The sequence below is a fragment of the Campylobacter gastrosuis genome (assembly GCF_030249845.1).
GTDB lineage: Bacteria > Campylobacterota > Campylobacteria > Campylobacterales > Campylobacteraceae > Campylobacter_A > Campylobacter_A gastrosuis.
In genome coordinates this window covers 45,658-66,720 of the sequence record NZ_JANURM010000003.1, presented here as the reverse complement: position 1 = coordinate 66,720, position 21,063 = coordinate 45,658, and the positions used below count along the sequence as shown (strand labels likewise).

The 21,063-nt window shown below is 39.0% G+C and carries 23 protein-coding genes and 1 tRNA gene; 10 read left to right on the top strand and 14 right to left on the bottom strand.

The window, feature by feature from the left end; translation table 11 throughout:
- Positions 1 to 245: 245 nt before the first annotated feature.
- The 5 genes from NYG85_RS04135 (at position 246) to dcuC (ending at position 4,218) form a co-directional block, all read left to right on the top strand.
- Positions 246 to 560 carry a F0F1 ATP synthase subunit C gene (locus NYG85_RS04135; protein WP_284937217.1) on the top strand — a complete coding sequence of 105 codons (315 nt, stop codon included), beginning with the start codon at positions 246 to 248 and terminating at the stop codon, positions 558 to 560.
- A gap of 36 nt (positions 561 to 596) precedes the next feature.
- Positions 597 to 681 (top strand) — tRNA-Leu (locus NYG85_RS04130).
- Positions 682 to 770: 89 nt separating this feature from the next.
- Positions 771 to 2,051 carry a M20 family metallo-hydrolase gene (locus NYG85_RS04125; protein WP_284937216.1) on the top strand — a complete coding sequence of 427 codons (1,281 nt, stop codon included), beginning with the start codon at positions 771 to 773 and terminating at the stop codon, positions 2,049 to 2,051.
- Positions 2,026 to 2,730, top strand: coding sequence for a dipeptidase PepE (gene pepE, locus NYG85_RS04120; protein ID WP_284937215.1), 705 nt, complete (start codon positions 2,026 to 2,028; stop codon positions 2,728 to 2,730). Before NYG85_RS04125 ends, pepE begins: the two co-directional genes overlap by 26 nt.
- 204 nt (positions 2,731 to 2,934) lie before the next feature.
- Complete coding sequence (dcuC, locus tag NYG85_RS04115; RefSeq protein WP_284937214.1) at positions 2,935 to 4,218, top strand: C4-dicarboxylate transporter DcuC; 1,284 nt, start codon at positions 2,935 to 2,937, stop codon at positions 4,216 to 4,218.
- Positions 4,219 to 4,411: 193 nt separating this feature from the next.
- Here the strand turns inward: dcuC and epsC are convergent, their stop codons facing one another.
- From epsC to gatC, 14 genes are all read right to left on the bottom strand, one after another.
- The gene (epsC, locus tag NYG85_RS04110) at positions 4,412 to 4,963 is read right to left on the bottom strand and encodes a serine O-acetyltransferase EpsC (protein ID WP_284937351.1); all 552 of its coding nucleotides are present in this window, start codon (positions 4,961 to 4,963) and stop codon (positions 4,412 to 4,414) included.
- Between the two features lie 9 nt (positions 4,964 to 4,972).
- Positions 4,973 to 5,878 carry a cysteine synthase A gene (cysK, locus tag NYG85_RS04105; protein ID WP_284937213.1) on the bottom strand — a complete coding sequence of 302 codons (906 nt, stop codon included), beginning with the start codon at positions 5,876 to 5,878 and terminating at the stop codon, positions 4,973 to 4,975.
- 56 nt (positions 5,879 to 5,934) lie between these two features.
- The gene (locus NYG85_RS04100) at positions 5,935 to 6,582 is read right to left on the bottom strand and encodes an endonuclease III domain-containing protein (protein ID WP_284937212.1); all 648 of its coding nucleotides are present in this window, start codon (positions 6,580 to 6,582) and stop codon (positions 5,935 to 5,937) included.
- Entirely contained in the window at positions 6,579 to 7,340 is a 762-nt protein-coding gene (locus NYG85_RS04095; protein WP_284937211.1) for an ATP-binding protein, read from the bottom strand. The genes NYG85_RS04100 and NYG85_RS04095 overlap by 4 nt, the downstream gene beginning before the upstream one ends.
- A complete protein-coding gene (mfd, locus tag NYG85_RS04090; RefSeq protein WP_284937210.1) occupies positions 7,337 to 10,291 on the bottom strand; it encodes a transcription-repair coupling factor in 2,955 nt (984 codons plus the stop codon). The genes NYG85_RS04095 and mfd overlap by 4 nt, the downstream gene beginning before the upstream one ends.
- 66 nt (positions 10,292 to 10,357) lie before the next feature.
- Positions 10,358 to 11,140 carry a shikimate dehydrogenase gene (locus NYG85_RS04085; protein WP_284937209.1) on the bottom strand — a complete coding sequence of 261 codons (783 nt, stop codon included), beginning with the start codon at positions 11,138 to 11,140 and terminating at the stop codon, positions 10,358 to 10,360.
- Positions 11,140 to 11,973 (bottom strand): SPOR domain-containing protein, encoded by an 834-nt coding sequence (locus NYG85_RS04080; protein WP_284937208.1) that lies wholly within the window; start codon positions 11,971 to 11,973, stop codon positions 11,140 to 11,142. The genes NYG85_RS04085 and NYG85_RS04080 overlap by 1 nt, the downstream gene beginning before the upstream one ends.
- 11 nt (positions 11,974 to 11,984) lie before the next feature.
- Positions 11,985 to 12,527 carry a DUF1882 domain-containing protein gene (locus tag NYG85_RS04075; protein ID WP_284937207.1) on the bottom strand — a complete coding sequence of 181 codons (543 nt, stop codon included), beginning with the start codon at positions 12,525 to 12,527 and terminating at the stop codon, positions 11,985 to 11,987.
- Entirely contained in the window at positions 12,527 to 13,771 is a 1,245-nt protein-coding gene (locus NYG85_RS04070; RefSeq protein ID WP_284937206.1) for a serine hydroxymethyltransferase, read from the bottom strand. Before NYG85_RS04070 ends, NYG85_RS04075 begins: the two co-directional genes overlap by 1 nt.
- A 9-nt stretch (positions 13,772 to 13,780) precedes the next feature.
- The gene (lysS, locus tag NYG85_RS04065; protein ID WP_284937350.1) at positions 13,781 to 15,268 is read right to left on the bottom strand and encodes a lysine--tRNA ligase; all 1,488 of its coding nucleotides are present in this window, start codon (positions 15,266 to 15,268) and stop codon (positions 13,781 to 13,783) included.
- Positions 15,269 to 15,275: 7 nt separating this feature from the next.
- The gene (locus tag NYG85_RS04060) at positions 15,276 to 15,743 is read right to left on the bottom strand and encodes a Fur family transcriptional regulator (RefSeq protein ID WP_284937205.1); all 468 of its coding nucleotides are present in this window, start codon (positions 15,741 to 15,743) and stop codon (positions 15,276 to 15,278) included.
- Entirely contained in the window at positions 15,744 to 16,391 is a 648-nt protein-coding gene (locus NYG85_RS04055) for a CvpA family protein (protein ID WP_284937204.1), read from the bottom strand. It abuts the gene before it with no gap.
- Positions 16,391 to 17,491 carry a type IV pilus twitching motility protein PilT gene (locus tag NYG85_RS04050; protein ID WP_284937203.1) on the bottom strand — a complete coding sequence of 367 codons (1,101 nt, stop codon included), beginning with the start codon at positions 17,489 to 17,491 and terminating at the stop codon, positions 16,391 to 16,393. The genes NYG85_RS04055 and NYG85_RS04050 overlap by 1 nt, the downstream gene beginning before the upstream one ends.
- 8 nt (positions 17,492 to 17,499) lie before the next feature.
- The gene (gatC, locus tag NYG85_RS04045; RefSeq protein ID WP_284937202.1) at positions 17,500 to 17,787 is read right to left on the bottom strand and encodes an Asp-tRNA(Asn)/Glu-tRNA(Gln) amidotransferase subunit GatC; all 288 of its coding nucleotides are present in this window, start codon (positions 17,785 to 17,787) and stop codon (positions 17,500 to 17,502) included.
- Positions 17,788 to 17,907: 120 nt separating this feature from the next.
- On the opposite strand from gatC, the gene NYG85_RS04040 reads away from it, so the two are divergent.
- The 5 genes from NYG85_RS04040 to hisG are packed head-to-tail and all read left to right on the top strand — an operon-like array spanning position 17,908 to position 21,022.
- A complete protein-coding gene (locus NYG85_RS04040) occupies positions 17,908 to 18,474 on the top strand; it encodes a YfgM family protein (protein WP_284937201.1) in 567 nt (188 codons plus the stop codon).
- Positions 18,471 to 19,469: an L-seryl-tRNA selenium transferase gene (locus NYG85_RS04035; RefSeq protein WP_284937200.1), complete on the top strand. Its 999-nt coding sequence runs from the start codon at positions 18,471 to 18,473 to the stop codon at positions 19,467 to 19,469. Before NYG85_RS04040 ends, NYG85_RS04035 begins: the two co-directional genes overlap by 4 nt.
- Entirely contained in the window at positions 19,469 to 19,801 is a 333-nt protein-coding gene (locus NYG85_RS04030; protein ID WP_284937199.1) for a hypothetical protein, read from the top strand. Before NYG85_RS04035 ends, NYG85_RS04030 begins: the two co-directional genes overlap by 1 nt.
- Positions 19,788 to 20,411 carry a type III pantothenate kinase gene (locus tag NYG85_RS04025; RefSeq protein ID WP_284937198.1) on the top strand — a complete coding sequence of 208 codons (624 nt, stop codon included), beginning with the start codon at positions 19,788 to 19,790 and terminating at the stop codon, positions 20,409 to 20,411. The genes NYG85_RS04030 and NYG85_RS04025 overlap by 14 nt, the downstream gene beginning before the upstream one ends.
- Positions 20,408 to 21,022, top strand: coding sequence for an ATP phosphoribosyltransferase (gene hisG, locus NYG85_RS04020; protein WP_284937197.1), 615 nt, complete (start codon positions 20,408 to 20,410; stop codon positions 21,020 to 21,022). Before NYG85_RS04025 ends, hisG begins: the two co-directional genes overlap by 4 nt.
- The last annotated feature ends 41 nt before the right edge of the window (positions 21,023 to 21,063 follow it).

The following is a 21,063-nucleotide window of genomic DNA, read 5'->3' as shown; positions in this document are numbered from 1 at the left end:
TAAATGGCATAAAAGTAACATAAAAAACCTTTTATTTTTCATAAATGATAAACAAAATTTTAATATTTTTAGAAAATTTGTATCGTTTTGAAATAAATTTTTCACTTTTTTGCCATTTGAAAATTTATAAACGAATAAAAAACAAATTTTAAGTAAATCAAAGCTTTATTTTTGTATCATACGCCCTTAAAGTTTCTAAGTAGGGGATTGATCCGAAAGGGGCTTGAAATTTACAAGGAGCAACGATGAAAAAAGTCGTTTTTTTACTTTTAGGTCTTGCAGGGCTTGCTTTTGCAGCTGATGGCGAGATGAATAACTCACTAATTAGAGCAGCTTCGGTTATCGCAGCTGGTGTTGGCTTAGGTCTTGCAGCACTTGGTGGTGCTATCGGTATGGGTAACACAGCAGCCGCTACAATCAGTGGCACAGCTAGAAATCCGGGCGTAGGTAGCAAACTTATGACTACAATGTTTATCGCACTTGCGATGGTTGAGGCACAGGTTATTTACGCACTTGTTATTACACTTATTGTTCTTTACGCAAACCCAATGCTTGGCTAAGCGTAAGGCTTTTTAGCCCCTATTTTTGGGGCTTTTGCGATTATGGTGGAATTGGTAGACACGCTATCTTGAGGGGGTAGTGCCAGTAGGTGTGCGAGTTCGAGTCTCGCTAATCGCACCATTTAATTTTCTCTCATTAAATCTAAATTTTAAACAAAAAACCACATTTTTATGCTACAATTATAAATAAATTTAAAATGTGGAGCAAATATGAGTATAAATTCAAAAAGGCTAAAATCACTTTTTAAAGAGATAAACTCAATCACAGACACCACTTTTGGTGCTGGTATCACGCGTCTTGCTTACACAAACCACGATAAAATTTTAAAAGAGCTAATGATAAAACACCTAAGCGATGCCAACCTTAAAGTGGAGGTTGATGAGATAGGCAATATCTTTGCAAGGCGTTACGGCAGAGAAAGTGGGCTTAAAGCCGTGGCATTTGGCTCACACCTTGATAGCGTAATAAATGGTGGCGAATATGACGGCGTGGTGGGTGTTTTAGCCGCTCTTGAAGTTATAAACAGCCTTGATGATGACGGCATAATCACGAAAAGACCGCTTGAACTTGTAATTTTTGCCTGCGAAGAATCAACTAGATTTAATATCTCAATGCTTGGGTCAAAGGCGATGACACACAAGCTTGATAGGCAAAAATTAGAGGTTTTAAAGGATTTTCGTGGCGAAAATTTATCAGATATTTTTCAAAAATATGGGCTAAATTTAGCAAATTTAGACAAAATCAAAAACAGAGCCCTAGATTATGATAGCTTTTTTGAGCTTCACGTAGAGCAAGGTCCGCTTTTACACAGCCAAAATTTACAAATCGGCGTGGTTAGTGCCATAGCTGCCCCACACCGCTTTGGTATAAAAATCATAGGCACAGCAGGACATTCTGGAACAACAGCAATGCAATATAGAAATGATGCATTATGTGTGGCTTCTGAGATAATTTTAGCGGTTGAGCGTGTGGCTAAAAAATACGCCGACAAAAGCGTGGTGGCAACGTGTGGCAACTGCGTGGTAAAACCGGGCGTGATAAACGTAATACCGGGCGAAGCGATGATTTTAGTTGATCTTCGCTCAACCGATTTAGAGAGCCGAAATTTAGCCTTTAACGAGATAAAAAACGAGATAGAAAATATCCAAAAAAGCAGAAATTTTAGCTACAAAATCAAGCAAATTTCAACCGAAAATCCAAGTGTTTTAGATAAAGATTTAATAGAATTAATCTCGCAAGAAGCACGAAATTTGGGGCTAAAACACGTAATTATGCCAAGTGGAGCTGGGCACGACACGATGAATATTAGCGAATTTTGCAAAACGGCTATGATTTTTGTGCCATCTCGCAACGGCATAAGCCACAACCCAAGCGAATTTACAAGCTTTGATGATATCATAAACGGCACGAAACTGCTAAAAAACGTAGTCTTAAAATCAGCAAATAGTAGCAAGGGGGATTTTTATGAAAAAAGCACTTTTATTAAGTAGCTCAGGCTATAAAAATACTGGATATTTGACGCATTGTAGGGAGTGGATTTGCGATTTTTTGCAAAAGCACGGCGTTTTTGGCGAAGAAATTTTATTTATACCTTATGCAGGTGTTAGGAGAAGCAACGATGAGTATGAAGCAAAGGTAAAAGAGTGCTTAAAATACGAAAATATCCGCTCAATTCATCATTTTACCGACCCGCAAACAGCCGTAAAAAATGCAAAAATCATAGCCGTCGGTGGTGGCAATACCTTTGTTTTGATGTATTATCTTTATAAATTTAAATTAATTGATTTAATTAAGCAAAAAACCGAGAGTGGCACACCATATTTTGGCTGGTCAGCAGGTGCAAATATCGCTGGTAATACGATGATGACAACAAATGATATGCCTATAATCTACCCAGAGAGCTTTAAAGCCTTAGAAATTTTGCCACACCAAATCAACCCACATTTTATCAGTGGCAAAATAGCAAATCACAACGGCGAAAGCAGAGAAGAAAGGCTTGAAGAGTTTTTGATAATCAATCAAAATAGCACGATTTACGCCCTACCAGAGGGTGTTGGGCTTGAAATTTTAGGCGATGAAGCAAGAGTGATAGGCAATGAAGCTGTGCTAAAAATGAGATATAAAAAGCAAACTAAGTTTATAAATCCAAATGAAATTTTTAAAGTGTGACATTTTAAGCAAATCATTTATGCCTTGCTAAAAACTTAATCGGATTTTCTAAATTATTTACATTCACTCTTTTATCCTTGAAAATTTTAAACAGATAGCGTGTAAATTCGTAACAGAAAAAAGGCAAATTTTCATTTAAAAATAGCAAATTTTTTAAATTAATAGTAATTATAGTATAAATACAAATAAAACAAAAGGGGCAAAATGGACTACAAAATCATCTGTGCCATAATCGGACTCTTTGCCGTCATCTATCTTTTAATCAGAAAGGGCGAGACTAGAACGGTGCTTATTGGCGTTGGCTTGGTGCTTTGCGTGGTCGCCCTAAATCCGATGATGGCACTTAATGAATTTACAAAATCAATGACACAAGCTGGGCTGATTAAGGCGATTTGTGCGGCTATGGGCTTTGCTTACGTGATGAAATTTACAAAGTGCGATGAGCATTTGGTGCTTTTGCTAACCAAACCTATGCGAAATGTCGGCTTTTTTCTCATACCGCTCACATTTTGTGCCACCTATCTGATAAATATCGCTATCCCTTCGGCTGCTGGGTGCTCAGCGGCGGTCGGTGCCACGCTAATACCGCTTCTAATGAGCTCTGGTGTGCATCCAGCTATGGCTGGGGCTGCGGTCTTTGCTGGGACTTTTGGGTCGGTTTTAAGCCCGGGCTCAGCTCACAATGTCTTTGTCGCTGATATGGCAAAGCTAAACGTGCAAGATGTCATCGCCGTGCAGCTACCAAACGCCCTAGCAGCCGCTCTTATCGTGCTTGTAATGCTCTGTGTTAGTGCGATTTTCTTTAAGGATTTCTCAAAAGGGCAAAATTTTAACACCAACAACGGCGAAATCGTGGCGACAAGCCCAAAAATCAACGTCCTTTACGCTATCACGCCACTAATCCCACTTGTGATTTTAATCATCGGTGGCACATCGCTAAATCAAATTTCGTGGCTAAAATGGACAAAAATGGGCGTTGCAGAGGCGATGATTTTGGGTGCGATAATAGCCATTTTCATCACGCAAACAAATCCGCAAAAAATCACAAAGGAATTTTTTAGCGGTATGGGCTCTGCCTACGCCGAAGTCATCGGTATCATCATCGCCGCTGGGGTCTTTGTAGCAGGGCTTAAAGCGTGTGGGGCGATTGACGCTGTGATTTTGTGGCTAAAAGGCTCGTCAGAATTTGCAAAATATGGCGGGACGTTCGTGCCTTACGCTATGGGCGTAGTTACTGGCTCTGGCGACGCTGCTGCTATGGCGTTTAATCAAGCCGTAACGATCCACGCTGCCGATTTTGGCTACAAACAAACAGATCTAGGTATGGCAGCGGCGATTTCAGGGGCTCTTGGTCGTAGTTCATCGCCAATAGCATGTGCGGCAATAATCTGTGCCTCACTGGCTATGGTAAGTCCGGTTGAGTTAGCCAAACGCACTGCCCCAGCGATGTTTTTAGCTGTTTGTTTTATTGCGTTTTTTATGGTTTAGGTGTGTTTGGGTTTAATTTTATTTGACTAAAAAATTTGCAAATTTTGATATGTTTAAAAACAGGGTGCAATATACGTTTTAAATTTTAGATTTTCTAAAATTTTAGGACTTTGGCGTAAAAACGTGCAAACTCTTTGTATTTAGTGGCTAAAACTTAAAATTTAAAATGCATTTATCGCTCAAAAGTAAAACCTTAAATCGTATATTCAGGCTCATAAATTTTACCGCCGATTCGCACGATTTTAGCAGGTATGCCAACGGCAGTTGCATCATCTGGGACGTCTTTTATCACGACTGAATTTGCACCGATTTTAGCATTCTCACCAATCGTAATCGCACCTAAAATTTTCGCCCCAGCCGACACGACCACGCCGTCTTTTAGCGTGGGATGACGCTTGCCACACTCCTTGCCAGTGCCACCAAGCGTGACCTGATGATAAAGCATAACATCATCGCCAATCTCAGCCGTTTCGCCAATGACCACGCCCATACCGTGGTCAATGAAAAAACGCCTGCCTATTTTTGCACCGGGGTGAATTTCAATGCCGGTTAAAAATCTAGCGATTTGCGAGATAAAACGAGCGATAAATGGGTGGTTTTTCTCATAAATTTTATGCGAAAGCCTGTGAAAAAGCACGGCGTGAATGCCCGGCGTATTTATCAAAATCGCCCAAAAACAGCACCGATTTACAGACGGGTCTTTTTCTTTGACCACACAAACTAGCTCTTTTATCTCATCAATTATCTTCAAATTTTAAGCTCCATAAAGCTCGGTGCTTAGGTATCTCTCGCCGTTATCAGGGGCGATAAATAGCACCTTCTTGCCCTTGCCTAGTCGCTTTGCTACGCGTCTAGCTGCCACATAAGCAGCACCACCGCTAATGCCTAGAAAAATGCCCTGCGTCTTAGCAAGCTCTCTTGAAGCAGCAAAGGCGTCATCGTTGCTTACTTTCTCAATCTCATCAACAATTGACATATTCATCGTGTTTGGGATAAATCCAGCACCTATGCCTTGAATTTTATGTGGAGCTGGGCTGCCACCGCTTAAAACTGGGCTTGATTCTGGCTCAACGGCTATGAATTTTGTAGCGTAGCTGTTTGCTTTTAGCGTCTTTGCTACACCGCTTATCGTCCCGCCAGTGCCTACACCAGAAACAAATGCGTCAAGAGAGGCAAAATCAGCCATAATCTCTTTTGCAGTAAATGTAGCGTGAGCGTCAGGGTTAAATGGATTTTCAAACTGGCTTAACATCACGTGATTTGGCTGACTAGCTAGCTCGGTCGCCTTTGCTATTGCACCTTTCATACCCTTAGCAGCCTCTGTTAAAACAAGAGTAGCGCCATAAGCTGCCATTATCTTTCTACGCTCAATGCTCATACTCTCAGGCATACAAAAGATGACCTTAAATCCAAGTGCAGCTGCGACCATAGCCACGCCTACGCCGGTGTTGCCACTTGTTGGCTCAACGATAGTATCGCCCTGCTTTAATGTGCCGTTTTGTAGCATTTTTTCAACCATATTTAACGCTATTCTGTCCTTAACCGAACCGCCTGGATTAAAAAACTCCAACTTAGCGTAAATTTCAGCCTCATCGTCAGCCGACTTTAACTTAACTATCGGCGTATTGCCAATGGTTTTTGTGATGTTTTCATATATCATCATAGCTCCTTAAAAAATGTAGGCATAAATATATCGTAAATTTTTAAAAACTTTACTTAGAAATTTAAAATTTCTAGCCCTTTTTGCGATATTTTTTTACCGCTTGAAAATTCCTTGCAAAACTCAATAATCATCAGATGAAAAAGGTCAAAAACGGCGTTTTCATCGCTTAAATTTGTAGCTTTGTAAATTTTAGCAAAGTCAAGTCCGCCCAAATGCTCTTTTAGCTCATCATAGCTTTCAAACTCATAGCCAAAAGTGGCTAAAATTCGTGCCGCATAAGCACTTGCAATGGCTTCTGGTTTAAAACAAGCGTAGGTTAAAATGGCGTCTGTCGTCTCAAATCCAACGCCCTTAACGCCCAAAAGCCACTCCCTGCTTACGCTATTTTTGAAATTTTCAAAGTCGCCAAAGTCCGATTTTATCGCTTTTACTAGCGTGTTTAGCCGTTTTGCTTTGGTATTATAAAATCCGCTTGGCTTAATCAAAATCGCTAAATCATTCACGCTTAAATTTAAAATGCCATCAACGCTTAAAGCGTTTGCGTTTTTTAAATTTTCTAACGCCTTTAAAACGTTTCTCCAAGCGGTATTTTGCACCAAAATCGCACCCACGACCACCTCAAAACTACCATTATTTGGCCAGGCTAAATTTCTATCTTTATAGAGTAAAAATAGCCTTAAAAATAGCTCTGTTACGCTCATTTTATCCTGTCTTTATAGCTCATAAAAAACTGCTTTGCCGTGCGACCACTTCGGCTGCCTCTAAGCGTTGCGTAGGTCTTTGCTGCTTCGTGAAGTAGCTCTTTATTTACATTAATATCTTTAAAATAAAAATCAACGATTTGCAGATACTCGCTAAAATTGCCCTGATAAAAGCTAATCCAAAGTCCAAAGCGATCTGAGAGCGAGATTTTCTCCTGCACAGCGTCGCCATAATGAATCTCGCCATCTAAAATTTCAGTGCCTAAATTATCGCTTTTTAACTCACTTACTAGGTGTCTGCGGTTTGAAGTGGCATAAATTAGGACATTTCTTGGCGGTTTTTCAATGCTACCTTGCATTAGTGGCTTTAAAAATTTATAATCCCTGCTGCCGTTTTCAAAGCTTAAATCATCGCAAAAGATTATAAATTTAAACTCGCTATCTCTAAGCTCATCAATAATATCTGAAAGGTAGCGTAAATCATCGTAAAATAGCTCAATCAGCCTAAGTCCATCCGTGTAAAATTTCGTAAAAACAGCCTTAATTAGGCTTGATTTACCGCACCCCATTTCGCCCCAAAGCAGTGCGTGATTTGCGTCCTTATCGTCTAAAAAATCACGTGTGTTTTTTATTAACTGCTCTTTTTGAGTATTAAGCCCAACAAGCGAGTTAATATCAACAAAATCAATGTCTTTTACCACGCAAAGTCCCCTATTTGGCTTAAAAATCGCCGCATAATCTCTTGTCCAGTCTATCATTTTAACTCCTTAGAATTTCGTAAAAATTTCATAATCTCGGCTAAAATATCATCATCATCAAGACTGTGCGATTTTAGGCGGATTTTCTCATCACTTTGGGCTGTTAAAACGATATTTTGCCCAGCATTTGAGATTGCTTTGTAGCCTAAATTTGTAGCCATTATCTTAATGATAATTAGATCTAAAAACTGCTTTGTAAATGTGTCAATTTTACCAAATCTATCCTCAATTTCAACCCCTATTTCAAAAACTTCTCCTACATTTTCACACTTGCTAAGCCTTCTGTAAAGCTCCAATCTAAGCCTGTCCTCACGTATAAATTCTGGGTTTAAAAACGCATTTATGCTTAATTTTAGCTCTAAATTTTTGCGTTTTGGCTCGTTTTGGTTTAAAAGGCGATTTATCTCATCTTCAAGCATTTTAAGATAAAGCGAGTAGCCAATGGCCTCAATATGCCCACTTTGTGCCTCGCCTACGATATTGCCACCGCCACGAATTTCAAGGTCGTGATAGGCTAAAACTGCCCCACTGCCTAGCGTTGAGTTGCTCTCTAATGCAACAAGGCGTTTTAAAGCGTCATCGCTAATTGCATTTTTATCATCAATTAAAAAGTAACAATATGCCTGTTTATCGCTCCTGCCGACCCTGCCACGAAGCTGATGAAGGTCGGCTATGCCAAATTTATTTGCGTTTTCAACGATGATTGTATTTGCGTTTGGCAGGTGAATACCGCTCTCAACAATACTCGTGCATAAAAGCACGTCGTATTCGCCGTTTTCAAACTTCATCATCTCATCCTCAGTGGTTTTTGCGTCAATCTTTGAGTGTAAGATTAAAATGCGAATTTTTGGAATTAGTTTCATTAAAAATTTAGCCGTTTGCATCATATCAGCAATGTGATTATGGATATAAAAAACCTGCCCAGCACGTCTAAGCTCACGCAAAATCGCCTCTTTTACTATCTTTTCATCAAATTCACGAACAGATGTTCTAACTTCAAGACGTGAGCTTGGCGGTGTTTTTAGGGTTGAGTAGCCTTTGATTTTTGATAAAGCCATATTTAGGCTTCTAGGGATTGGCGTGGCTGACATTGATAAAAGGTGCGAATTTGATGAAATTTCTTTTAATTTCTCCTTTTGTTTTACCCCAAATTTATGCTCTTCATCAATGATGATTAGCCCGACATTTTGTGCCTTTAAGCTAAGAAGTGCGTGTGTGCCGACACAAACGAGCGGAGTGCCGTTTTCTAGGGCATTTGTTAGAGCTTTTTTCTCTTTTGTGCTAGTAAATCTATCAAGCCTAAAAACAGCGATATTAAACTCTCTAAACCGCTCAACTAGGCTTTTGTAGTGCTGGGCTGATAAAAGCGTGGTAGGGACAAAAAATAGGGCTTGATAGCCACTTTTAACACAAGCAAAAATGGCATTCATCGCAACTTCTGTCTTGCCAAAGCCGACATCGCCACTTAAAAGCCTATCCATAACCCTACCGCTCTCTAAATCAGTTAAAATTTCAGCCACAGCACTCTCTTGGTCTTTTGTGTAGCTAAATCCAGCGTTTTGGATAAATTTTAGATACTCTAAATCATCTTTTTTAATCACAATGCCGTTAATTAGCTCACGCTGGGCAGCAAGAGCGATGATTTTTGAAGCGATGATGAATAGTTTTTCTCTTACTTTTTCTTTGAGTTTTGCAAAACTTGCCTTGCCAAGCCTGTCAAGAACGGCGACCGAGCCATTTACAGCAATATATCTGTCTATTAAATTTAAATGCTCAACCGGCAAAAGTAGCCTGTCATCATTTGCATAAGCGATGACTACAAATTCACGAGTAGCACCCAAAACCGCTATCTTTTCAAGCCCCAAAAAGCGACCTATGCCGTATTCTTCGTGCACCACATAATCATTGATTTTTAGCTCATCAACGACAAGCGATGGCTTTTTAGTCCGCTCTTTTTTTTGGACTTTATTGATTGAAACGATGACTTTATCGCTACTTGCTATGTTTAAAATAAACGGACTTTGCCTAAATTTTACATTTTCGTATTCGCCTAAATTTAGGGCGTCAAACGCCATTTTTGTGTTTGAAAGAAGCAAAATCTCCTTTTTTGCATTTAGCATAAAAAAATCCGCGCTTAAACTAACTTCTAAATCCCTGTAAATTTTGGCGTCTGGGAGAATTTTAATGCCATTAAATTTTGAAAAATCACGCTCATAAAGGCTAAAATCAATCTTGTTTAAAAACTTGCATTTGTAAATTTTAACAAAATCCACAAAGTCATCAATCGCCCAAAATCCAAGCGAATTTAGGTCGCTAATTAAGGCGTCCGTGCTTATGGCGTCAATTTTGGCGTTTGCTTTTTGATATTCGCTCTTAGTTAAATTTGCCACAAACGGCGTTATTTCAATGCTTTCAAGCTCGGTTTTAAGGCTTATTTGCGTGGCTGGCGAGTAGTAGCGAATGCTCTCAACCTCATCGCCAAAGCACAAAATCCGACAAGGCTCATCGCTGCTAACGCTAAAAATGTCAATAATTTCGCCCCGAATGCTAAACTCGCCCCTGCTCTCAACAATATCAACGCTCTCATAGCCAAACCTTAAAAGCTCATCGGCTAGGTCGTTAAAATTTAGCTTATCAGCAAAATTTATCGTCTTTGATTGTAGGTGTTTTTTATCTGGTAGGTTGTTTAAAAGTGTGTGAAATGGGGCGATTAGAAGCTTTTTGCCACTAAATTTATAAAATTGTGAAAGTGTTTTTGAAATTTCAAAAAGCTCACTTGAAAATGAGCGTAAATCATCGCCAAACTCGGCTCTAAAATCTGGCAAAACAAAGCTTTTAATCCCTAAAAATTCGGTCGCTTGTGAGCATAAAAACGCCTCTTTTTCATCGCTTACGATTAAAATTTCGCAATCAAACTCGCCACTAAAATACTCAAAAACCTTTGCTTGCAAACTCTACCTTTTTAAAATTTTACGTTATTTTATTGTAATTTGGTTTGAAGTTTGTTAAAATCGGCGTTAAATCACGCTTCTCATTGATTTTTCTATATCTGCTTGGCTAAATTGCTCGTTAAAAAAGAGATTAAACGCCAAAACTGCCTGAAAAATCAGCATACCAAGCCCGTCTTTACTAGCTAAATTACAATCCTTACTAAGGTTTAAAAACGGAGTTTTTTTGCCATAAATCACATCAAAAGCAAATTTACTCTGCTTTAAAACTGGCAATAAAATTTCAAGTGGAGCTGGTAAAAGCTCATCTTTTAGCCCAGCACTCGTTGAGTTTATGACTAAATCATAGCCCTTTGGCGTGAAATTTTGCCACGAAAAGCACTCAAAATTTTGCCTAAAATCGGCTAATTTTTCATCGCTTCTGTTTAAAATTTCAACCCTTATGCCGTTTTGATTTAAAATGTAAGAGATAGCCTTTGCTGTGCCGCCAGCACCGATTAAAAGGGCTGATGAAATTTTGCCAAAGTCGCTAATTGATTTAAAAAAGCCTAGTGCGTCTGTGTTGTAGGCGTGAATTTTATCATTTTTAAGCACTAGGGTGTTTGCCGAGCCTATCGCTTTTGCCGTGCTTGATGCCTCGTCGCTTAGCCTTAATGCCCACTCTTTGTGTGGCAAGGTGACATTTGCTCCACTTAATTTTAGCTCTTTAAATTTTGAGATTATCTCGCTGCCATTTTTTAGGCAAAAACGCACATAAGCGGCATTGATGCCTAAATCAAGCAGGGCTTTGTTATGCAAAAGTGGCGAGATTGAGTGGGCGACTGGGTCGCCTAAAACTGCGAAAATTTTCACTATTTTACCCTATAAACGAAGGCACCTTTGTTTATCTCTTTTCTTATATTTGCCAGTTCATTTTTTAGATTTTCGCCACTAAATGGACCAATTAAAACCTTTGTAACGCCATCAACTTTTAACGTTTTGTAGGTGTAACCCTTTGATGAAATTTTAGCCAACTCTCTTGCGTCTGGTGCTGACTTAGTCGCAAATGCCTGCACGTAAGCACCGCTTTGTAAATTTTGGCTTTGCACGTTTTGGCTAGGTTGCGGTTTTTGCTGTGGCTCAATGCGAATTTTTTCTTGCTTGGTTAGCGTGGCTTCTAGCGGAGTTTTTTGTTTTGGGCTATCTTTTGCAGTTTTTACTGGCTCGGCTTTTTTCTTATCAGCCTTTTTCTCATCTTTTTTAGCCACATCTTTAACCTCGGCTGGTTTTATCACGGCGTCTTTTTTAACGACAACTGGCGTGTCTTTTGGCGTTTGACTAGTTGCTATCTCTTTGACTGGCTCTTGTGGCTTTTCTTTATCTTTTAGCCTTTTTACCATCTCATCAAAGTCCTCTTCTGCCTTGTTTTCAGGCACGATAGGCACTTGCTTAAATAGCTGCTCATCAGATTTTTTAGCCGTATCCTGCGTGGCTACGCCCTCATCTGGCATAGGTGGCAAAACTAAGCGAGAGTCAATTTGTGCGGTCTGTTCTTGCTCGTTTGAGTTTAGAATTTTCATCGTGGCAATGACAATTAAAAAAAGCACACAAAGAGCAGCAATAATCATAAGCAGTTTTTTTAACTTCTGACTTTTTAGCTCATCATCTCTGTCTAAAAGTATATCTTTAAGCTCGTTATTTTGCATTTTTACCCCTTTTACATATGTTTAGACCAGCTCGCCCCTCGCTCTTTTTGATAAAGCTTATAAGGTAGTGCTAGGATATTAAACTCTCGTGGCAGGTCCATTGTCGGAAACATTCTCCACTCTCTTGCTAGGCGTTGAGATAGCTTCATACTTAGCATATTTGCAAGTTGATAGGCTTCATTTAGCGTGGTGTGCCCCTTATGCACGTAAAGATGAAGGTGTCCGGGCGTCTTGCTCTCGTAGGCTGTAAAATTTATAAAACCCTCTTCACGAAGCAAAAGCTGTGCCCTGTGCCAAAAACGCTCTGGCGTCCTGCCGTTGTAGTCAAAAACGATATTTTCAACCTTATCAAACGCATTTATAAGTGGGTGAGCGACAACGATATTGCCATCATCGTGCTCTTTTATCACCTTGTAATTTAACATCTCATTTACTTTTTCAAACTTATCAAAGAAAATTTTGCCCTTATACTCTATCTTATTTACGATTGTGTCGCGTTTTATGTAGTAGTGGCTTGTTATCATCTTTATAAGAGCTGTATCAATACTTTGCATTAAAACATCGCTTTGTTATAGATTATAAATTTACTTGCAAGCTCTTTTAGCTCAGCTTTGACCTTTGCTTGAAGAGCTGTGTTGTTTATATCATCAAGCACGTCGGCGATTTTGTTTGCGATTAGCTCAAATTCAGCCTCTTTCATACCGCGTGCTGTGAGTGCTGGACTGCCTATTCTAACGCCACTTGTTACAAATGGGCTTCTAATCTCGCCGGGAACGGTGTTTTTATTAACGGTAATGCCAGAGTTACCAAGTGCAATGTCAGCGTCCTTGCCACTAAATGGCTTGTTTAAAAGGCTAAGTAAAATAAGGTGATTATCAGTGCCACCGCTTACTAAATCATAGCCACGAGATAGCATAACTTCGCCTAGCTTTTTAGCGTTTGCCTTAACTTGCTTTGCATAAACTCTCCACTCATCGCTTAGATTGTGTTTAAAACCAACAGCCTTTGCGGCTATTACGTGCATTAACGGGCCGCCCTGAATTCCGGGGAAGATGCTTGAATTTATCTTTTTAGCAAACTCTTCGTTGTTTGTCATAATGATACCGCCACGTGGGCCACGAAGGGTTTTGTGAGTGGTTGAGCTTACGACGTCGCAGTGTGGGAATGGGTCGTTATGCTCGCCTGCAACAACAAGCCCAGCAATGTGAGCCACATCGGCAAACAAATACGCTCCGACCTCATCGGCAATGGCTCTAAATTTTGCAAAATCAATCTGTCTTGCATAGGCACTAGCACCACAAACTATCATTTTTGGGCGGACGACTTTTGCGATTTCTAAGACCTTATCGTAGTTTATGCGTCCATCAAGCTCAACGCCATAAAAAAAGCTCTCATACATTTTGCCAGAGCTACTGACCTTTGCGCCGTGTGTAAGGTGTCCGCCGTGACTTAAATCCATACCTAAAATTTTATCGCCCGGATTTAATAAAGCACCATAAACGCCTTGATTTGCCTGTGAGCCAGAATTTGGCTGGACATTTGCAAACTCGCAACCAAAGAGCTTTTTGCAGCGGTCAATGGCGATTTGTTCAATCTCATCAACAAATTCACAACCACCATAATATCGTTTGCCAGGATACCCCTCGGCGTATTTATTTGTAAGGATTGAGCCCATTACCTCCATAACCTCTGGGTAGGTAAAATTCTCACTAGCTATCATTTCAAGGTGATCGCACTGACGTTTTAACTCATTTTGCGTAAGGTCAAAAATCTCCTTATCGTAACTCTCTAAACTCATTTTTTCTCCTTAGTCTTTTAGTGGTCTCATCGCTGGGAATAAGATAACATCTCTTATTGATTTTTTATTTGTAAGTAACATTACAAGCCTATCAATGCCAAGCCCCTCGCCAGCCGTTGGAGGCATAGCATAGCCTAATGCACGAACGTAATCCTCGTCCATTTCGTGGGCTTCATCATTACCAGCCTTTTTATCTTCAAGCTGGGCTGAAAAGCGGTGGTATTGATCAATTGGATCATTTAGCTCGTTAAAGCCATTTGCAAGCTCACGCCCTGCAATAAACAGCTCAAAACGCTCAGCCACCTCTGGATTATCATCGCTTCTACGTGAAAGTGGGCTAATTGAGATCGGAAAATCTACAATAAATGTCGGATTTATCAGCTTATGCTCTACATAGTTATCAAAAAGCTCGGCTTGAAGATGCCCTAAATCAAGCTTCTCATTTGCCTCAAAGCCGTCTTCGCTTAGCTTTTTTAAAATTTTATCCTTGCTCTCAACAATATCAGGCGCAATGCCACCAATCTCAACAATGGCCCTTTTGTAATTTATCCTAGCAAATGGCTTTGAAAAGTCAAGCTTTAAGCCGTCAAACTCAAAGACCTTCTCCATATCAAGCTCATCTAATAGCACATTAAATAGCTCTTCTGTTAAATTCATTAAGTCCCTGTAAGTGTGATACGCCCAGTAAAACTCAATGCTTGTAAATTCTGGATTATGAGTTAAGTCCATACCTTCGTTTCTAAAACAGCGATTCATCTCATAAACCGCCTCAAAACCACCGACAATAAGGCGTTTTAAGTAAAGCTCTGGGGCGATACGCAAATATCTATCAACGCCAAGCGAGTTGTGAAAAGTAACAAATGGTCTTGCGTTTGCACCGCCAGCAATTGGGTGCATCATCGGCGTTTCAACCTCTAAAAAGCCCTTGCTTTCAATAAATTTTCTTATCGTGCTAATTACGATTGAGCGGACTTTAAAGTCCTTTTTAACCTCTGGATTCATAATCATATCAAGGTATCTTTGACGATATCTAGTCTCAATATCCACAAGTCCGTGATACTTCTCTGGTAGCGGCGAAATGGACTTTGCAGCAAGTTGTAGCTCACTTACGTGAAGTGAAAATTCGCCAGTTTTTGTAACAAAAGCATAACCTCTAACCTTAATAATATCGCCTACTTCTACGTTTCTTTTAACCTCTTCAAACCACTCATCGCCGATTGAATTTTTATTAAAATAAATTTGTATATTGCCACTCTCATCTTCAATGTTGGCAAAAATCGCCTTACCAGCGATACGCATAAGCTTTATGCGACCAGCTAGTGCTACTAAAATGCTATCTTCTTTTTTATCATCAAGCTCGTTTATGTAGTTAAATTTTGACCTAAAATAGGCAATACTCATATCTTTTCTAATAAAATGCGGATATGGATTTATCCCTTTTTTGCGTAGCTCATTTGCTGTGGCTAGGCGTTGAATTTCTAATTGATTGTCAAATATCACTCTCTTATCTACCTTTTATGTTGTTTTTAGAACAACTCTCACAAATTCCGTAAAGTTGCATCATATGTCCAGTTAGTTTAAAGCCGTGCTCTTTGGCTATGCCAAGCTGTCGTTTCTCAACGATTTGATCTTCAAATTCCACGATAAGACCGCATTTTTTGCAAATCATATGGTCGTGATGAGGCTTGGTAGCAAGCTCAAATTTCTTACCCTGTGTGCCAAAGCTAATTGAGGTAACCATCTCTGATTCTTCAAGCAAATTTAGAGTGCGATAAACGGTGGCTATGCCGACATTTAGCTCTGGATATTGCTCTTTTATGTATAAGTAGAGCTTCTCTGGCGTAAAATGCTCATCGCTGTTATAAAGCGTCTTTATTAGCACCTCTCGCTGTTTTGTGTATTTTAAGCCGTTCTCACGCAGTATTCGCTTAAATTGTTCAAGTATCGCATCATACTCTAAATTCTCTATCATTTACTCTCCCTTAGTTTCGTTATTGTCGTTCATTTGTATGTTAAATGACTTTTTTGTAGAATTTTCATCTGCTATTTCGTTACCAATTTTAATTAAATTATCAAGCTTTTTGCTCTCATCTTTTGTCCTATCAACGACATTTGAAAGGTCATCTTTCATCGCCTTGACATCCATATTTGCTATCCATTTACCAGCCTCTAAAAGCACTGGATAGACGTGGCTATCTTTAAAATATGGCTCTATTTTTGAGTTTAAATTTGTATTTGAAATCACGGCTAAAACAGCGGCTAAAACCAAGAAAATTTTACCGCTACCAGCGATAAATCCGCCTATTCTATCTAAAAATCCAAGTCCGCTTGCACCGACTAATTTTGAAAGGAATTTACCTATTAAAATACAAACTATCCAAAAGCCAAGCCAAAGCGTTAAAAAGCCGATAAAATCAAGCAAAGATTGATTTTCTATCTTGTAAATTTTATCGTTTATAAACGCACTTGCAACCTGCGAAAAACGGCTTGAAACCACAAGTCCGCCAACAAGTCCGATAAGACCAAAAATCTCCTTTATCAGTCCGTTTATAATACCCTTTATGCCAAGTATTAAGACCGCTCCGATGATGATAATATCAAACCACTCAACTAATTGCATTAAACGTTACCTGAATTTATAAGATTGATTAACTCTTGCTGGTTTGTTGAGTATCTAAGGGCATTCTCTTTTGTGATGTGTCCGCTTCTTAGTGCCTTTAAGAGCGACTGGGTTTGGGTTTGCATACCGGTTTGTTGCTGATTTAGTTGCATTTGTGAATAAACTTGGTGAATTTTATTCTCACGGATTAGGTTTGAAATGGCTGCGTTATTGATGAAAATTTCGTGTATTGCAGTCCTGCCACCGCCAATTTTTGGGATTAGACTTTGTGAGATGATTGTCGCAAGCGAGATGCTTAACATATTTCTTATTTGCACCTGTTCGCTGCCGTCAAAGCTATCAACTATCCTGTTTATCGTTTGAATGGCTGAGTTTGTGTGAAGTGTGCCAAAAACAAGGTGTCCAGTTTCAGCCGCCGTAATCGCCGTAGCAACGGTTTCTCTATCCCTAAGCTCGCCGACTAATATAATATCAGGGTCTTGTCTAAGTGCGTATTTTAGGGCTTTTGCGTATGATTGCGTATCGGTGCCGATATTTCTATATGAAAAGATAGCCTTTTTGTTTGGATGCACAAATTCCACCGGGTCTTCAACCGTGATAATATGCTTTCGCTCGGTTAAATTTATCTCATTTAGCATAGCCGCAAGGGTTGTTGATTTACCGCTACCAGTTGGTCCGGTAACCAAAATAAGCCCCTTTTCACGCTTTATTAGCTCTTTAAAAACGGCTGGTGCTTTTAGCACATCAAGCGAAGGCACATCAAGTGGGATTATACGAAACGCAGCGGCCAAATCGCCATTCATCGTGTAATAGTAGTTGCCCCTAAAACGCCCTATTTTTGGTAATTCTATCGCAAAGTCAAGCTCTCTGTTTGTCTCTAACTCGCTCTTTTGAGTATCTGTAATCAGAGCGTAGCAAAGGTGTTCAATATCTTTGCCAGTTAAAACACCAAGTTCAAGTGGTCTTAAAACGCCGTCAATACGAATTTGTGGCTCGGTTCGTGAGATTAGGTGTAAGTCGCTGGCTTTATTAAAAACAACGGTCTTTAAAAGTGTTTCAATGTCCGTATTTATGGTCTTTACGCTGTCTAAATTTTGCATTTTTTATCCTACTCAATGATTTTTGGCACTACAAAAAAGTTGCCATCTCTTAGCGGTGCATTTTTTAAAATTTCATCTATTACGTGGCTTGTATTTGCCACATCTTCTCTAAGCAAAGTCCCGCCGCTAGCCATATTTACGACTGCTTTATCCTTGCTTAAATCAAGCTCATTTAAAACATCAACAAAATTCACAATCTCGCTTAGCTGTTTTTTTATCTCATCACGCTTTTCATCGCCAATTTTCAGCGATGATAGCTTTTCAAGTTTATTAAGAAGTGTGTCATCAATATTCACAAAAAGCCTTTTTTGAAAAAATTTTGGTTGCCATTATAGCACATTAAGCTTTAAATTTGTGCTGTTTTAAATTTATTTATGCTACAATTACGCCTAAAATTTCAAAAATAAGGACAAATTTTGGCTATAAAAGATGATTTAAACGTCATAAAAAACGAGCTTAACACCCAAGAGCAGTTTATTGAAAACATTATTAAAGGCGAAAGATTTTTTAAAAAATACAAAAAACCGCTAATTGCGACCTTCATTATCGGCGTGGTCGCTGTGGCTGGATATTTTATTAATAACGCCGTTGATGAGAGCCGTAAAGAGGCTGCAAATGTCGCTTATTCAAGGCTAATCCTAGATAAAAACGACACGCAAGCCTTAGAAATTTTAAAGCAAAAAGAGCCCTCAATCTACGCTCTTTTTAAATTTAAACAATACACCGATAATGGCGATATAAACGGCGTTAAATCGCTTTTAAACGAGCCAGTTGATCCGCTTATAAAAGAGATTTTTAAAGCAAGTATTGGACAAAGTAGTGCTGATATTGGCAAAGAATACGACACGCTTTTAAGGGCGTTTTTGTATCTTAAAGATAATAAAATCGCCGAAGCAAACGCCGAGTTTGCCAAAATTTCGCTAAACTCGCCACTTTCAAACCTAGCAAAAAATTTACAACACTACCAAGGGTATAAAAAATGAAAAATTTCGCACTTGTTTCAATTATTTTGGCACTATTTCTTAGCGGTTGCAACACAAAAAGGCAGTATTTTGAGCCTGAAATCACAAGCAAAGATAGCATCAAAAAACACTCGCTAGACTCTAAAATTTCAGATGTCAGCATAGCTGGTGTAACGCTAAAAAACAGCAATATCATCACGAAAAACGGACAAAACAGCAAGATAAAGCTAAAAGAGGGCTTTAAATTTTTAGGCGAAGATGACGGACTTTTTATATCAGCAAACCTTGACGGCGTTTTAGAAGTTAGCGATGATAGCGGTAATATCGTATTTTCAAAGCAATACGGCTCGGCAATCGTAGCTGCTTCTATAAAATCAGGGCTAATTGCCGCTGTTAGCGCATTAAATCACATTTACCTTATTGACTTAAACTCAGCCCAAACCTTAATGGAGTATAAATCATCAGAGGTTTTTGCCATTGATTCACGCGTGGCAGCCCCAGTTTTTCTAAACTCAATCATCATCTACCCTTCGCTTGACGGCAGAATTTATGTCGTGCAAAAGAGTGGGCAAATCTTAAAAGATATCGTAATTAGCTCTGAAACATTTTTTAATAACGTTACCTATTTAGACGTGATTGATGATAATATGATAGCAGCGACTGCAAAAAAAGTAATCGTGATAAATCCACAAAAAATCAGCTATTTTGATGGCGAGATTAAAAATTTCATACGCCACGGCAATGAAATTTTCATCTTTAAAAAGGACGGCGGCGTGGTTAAAACCGACCTTGAACTAAACGAACTTGCCAAAAATTACTTTAAATTCGCCATTTTTTCAGGTGCTTCTGTCGTAAATAATAAGCTTTATATCGTTGAAAAAACGGGCTACATCATACAAACAGACCTAAATTTAGCAAATACAAAAATCATTGAGCTTAGCGATGAGATTGATGATAAAAGCTTCATTAGTGGCGATAAATTTTATTATGACAATGAGTTTGTGAAGTTTGAGTAATGGATCAAAAAGTCATTGAGCTGTTTGGCAATAAGAAAATTTTGCTTAAAAATTTAAAGCACGTGGCTTTAAATGAGATAACTAAAATTCGCACACTTGATTGCTATTTTGGCGTGAATTTAAAGGGCTTTTATCAGATCGTTTTTATACGAAACGCAAAGTCAAGGCTCATTAAAAAAGACGCCATTAATCTAAATCAAATCGTTGCGATTTTAGAGCAAAATTTTGACACAGCGATAAAAAAACGCACACTTTTTTACAGCTCAGAGATCTGCTCAAAGGCAAAAAACGAGCTAAAAAACACTGGCTGGACGTGCTATGATTTTGTGTGATATTGGCAACACAAACGCCACTTTTTGCGATAACGGCAAAATTTCATCAATGAGCATTAAGGATTTTAAAGCCTACAAAGCCACGCAAAATGTCTATTTTATCTGCGTAAATGATGAGTTAAAACCGCACTTAAAATCGCAAATTTTTTTCATTGACCTTGAAAATTTTTTCACGCTTGACACTAGCTATCAGGGGCTTGGCATTGATAGAATAGCCTCTTGTTACTCGGTAAAAAACGGCGTAGTCGTTGATGCTGGCAGCGCGATAACCATTGATGTAATGCAAAACTCAAAGCACCTTGGCGGTTACATTTTACCCGGAATTTCAGCTATGCTAAAAGCCTACGAGGGCATTTCGCCACGCCTAAAACTCCCCATAAATTCGCAAATCTCGCTTGATTTTTTACCACAAAAGACCGCCGATGCGATAAGTTATGGCATTATTAAACCAATAATCACGCTTTTAAATGAAACCGCAAGCGACAAAAATGTCTATTTTACCGGCGGGGACGGGCAGTTTTTGTCGCGATTTTTTAAAAACGGCGTTTATGACAGAATGCTAGCCTTTCGCTCAATGCAAAATTTAATCAAACAAAAGGGCATAAAATGATAAAAGTCGCACTACCAAAGGGCAGAATTGCCGATGAAACGCTTGAAATTTTTAGCAAAATTTTTGGACTAGATTTTAAATTTGAAGATAGAAAACTAATACTTAATATGGGCGACTTTCGCTTCTTTTTGGTTAGAAATCAAGACATACCCACTTATGTTACCGAAGGTGCTGCTGATATCGGCGTGGTCGGACTTGACGTGCTTGAAGAGCACAAGGTTGATGTAGTAAGACTACTTGATATGAAGATAGGCAAATGCAAGGTTTGCGTTGGCATTAGGCAAGATGACACGCTTGACTACGCGCGTCCAGAGCTAAAAATCGCTACAAAAATGCCAAATATCTCAAAAAACTACTTCTTTCAAAAGGCAATCGCCCTAAAAATCATCAAACTTTACGGCTCAATTGAGTTAGCTCCGCTTGTAGGGCTTGCTGATGCTATCGTTGATGTCGTTGAAACCGGCACGACAATGCGTCAAAATGGGCTAAAAGTGGCAGAAACTATAATGCAAAGCTCAGCTCACTTAATCGCAAACAAAAACAGCTTCATCATCAAAAAAGATGAAATTTTAAGCCTTTATCACAAGATAAAAGCAGAAATTTCAGACTGATTTTCAAAGCTTGATTTAACATAATTTTAAATATAATTCTC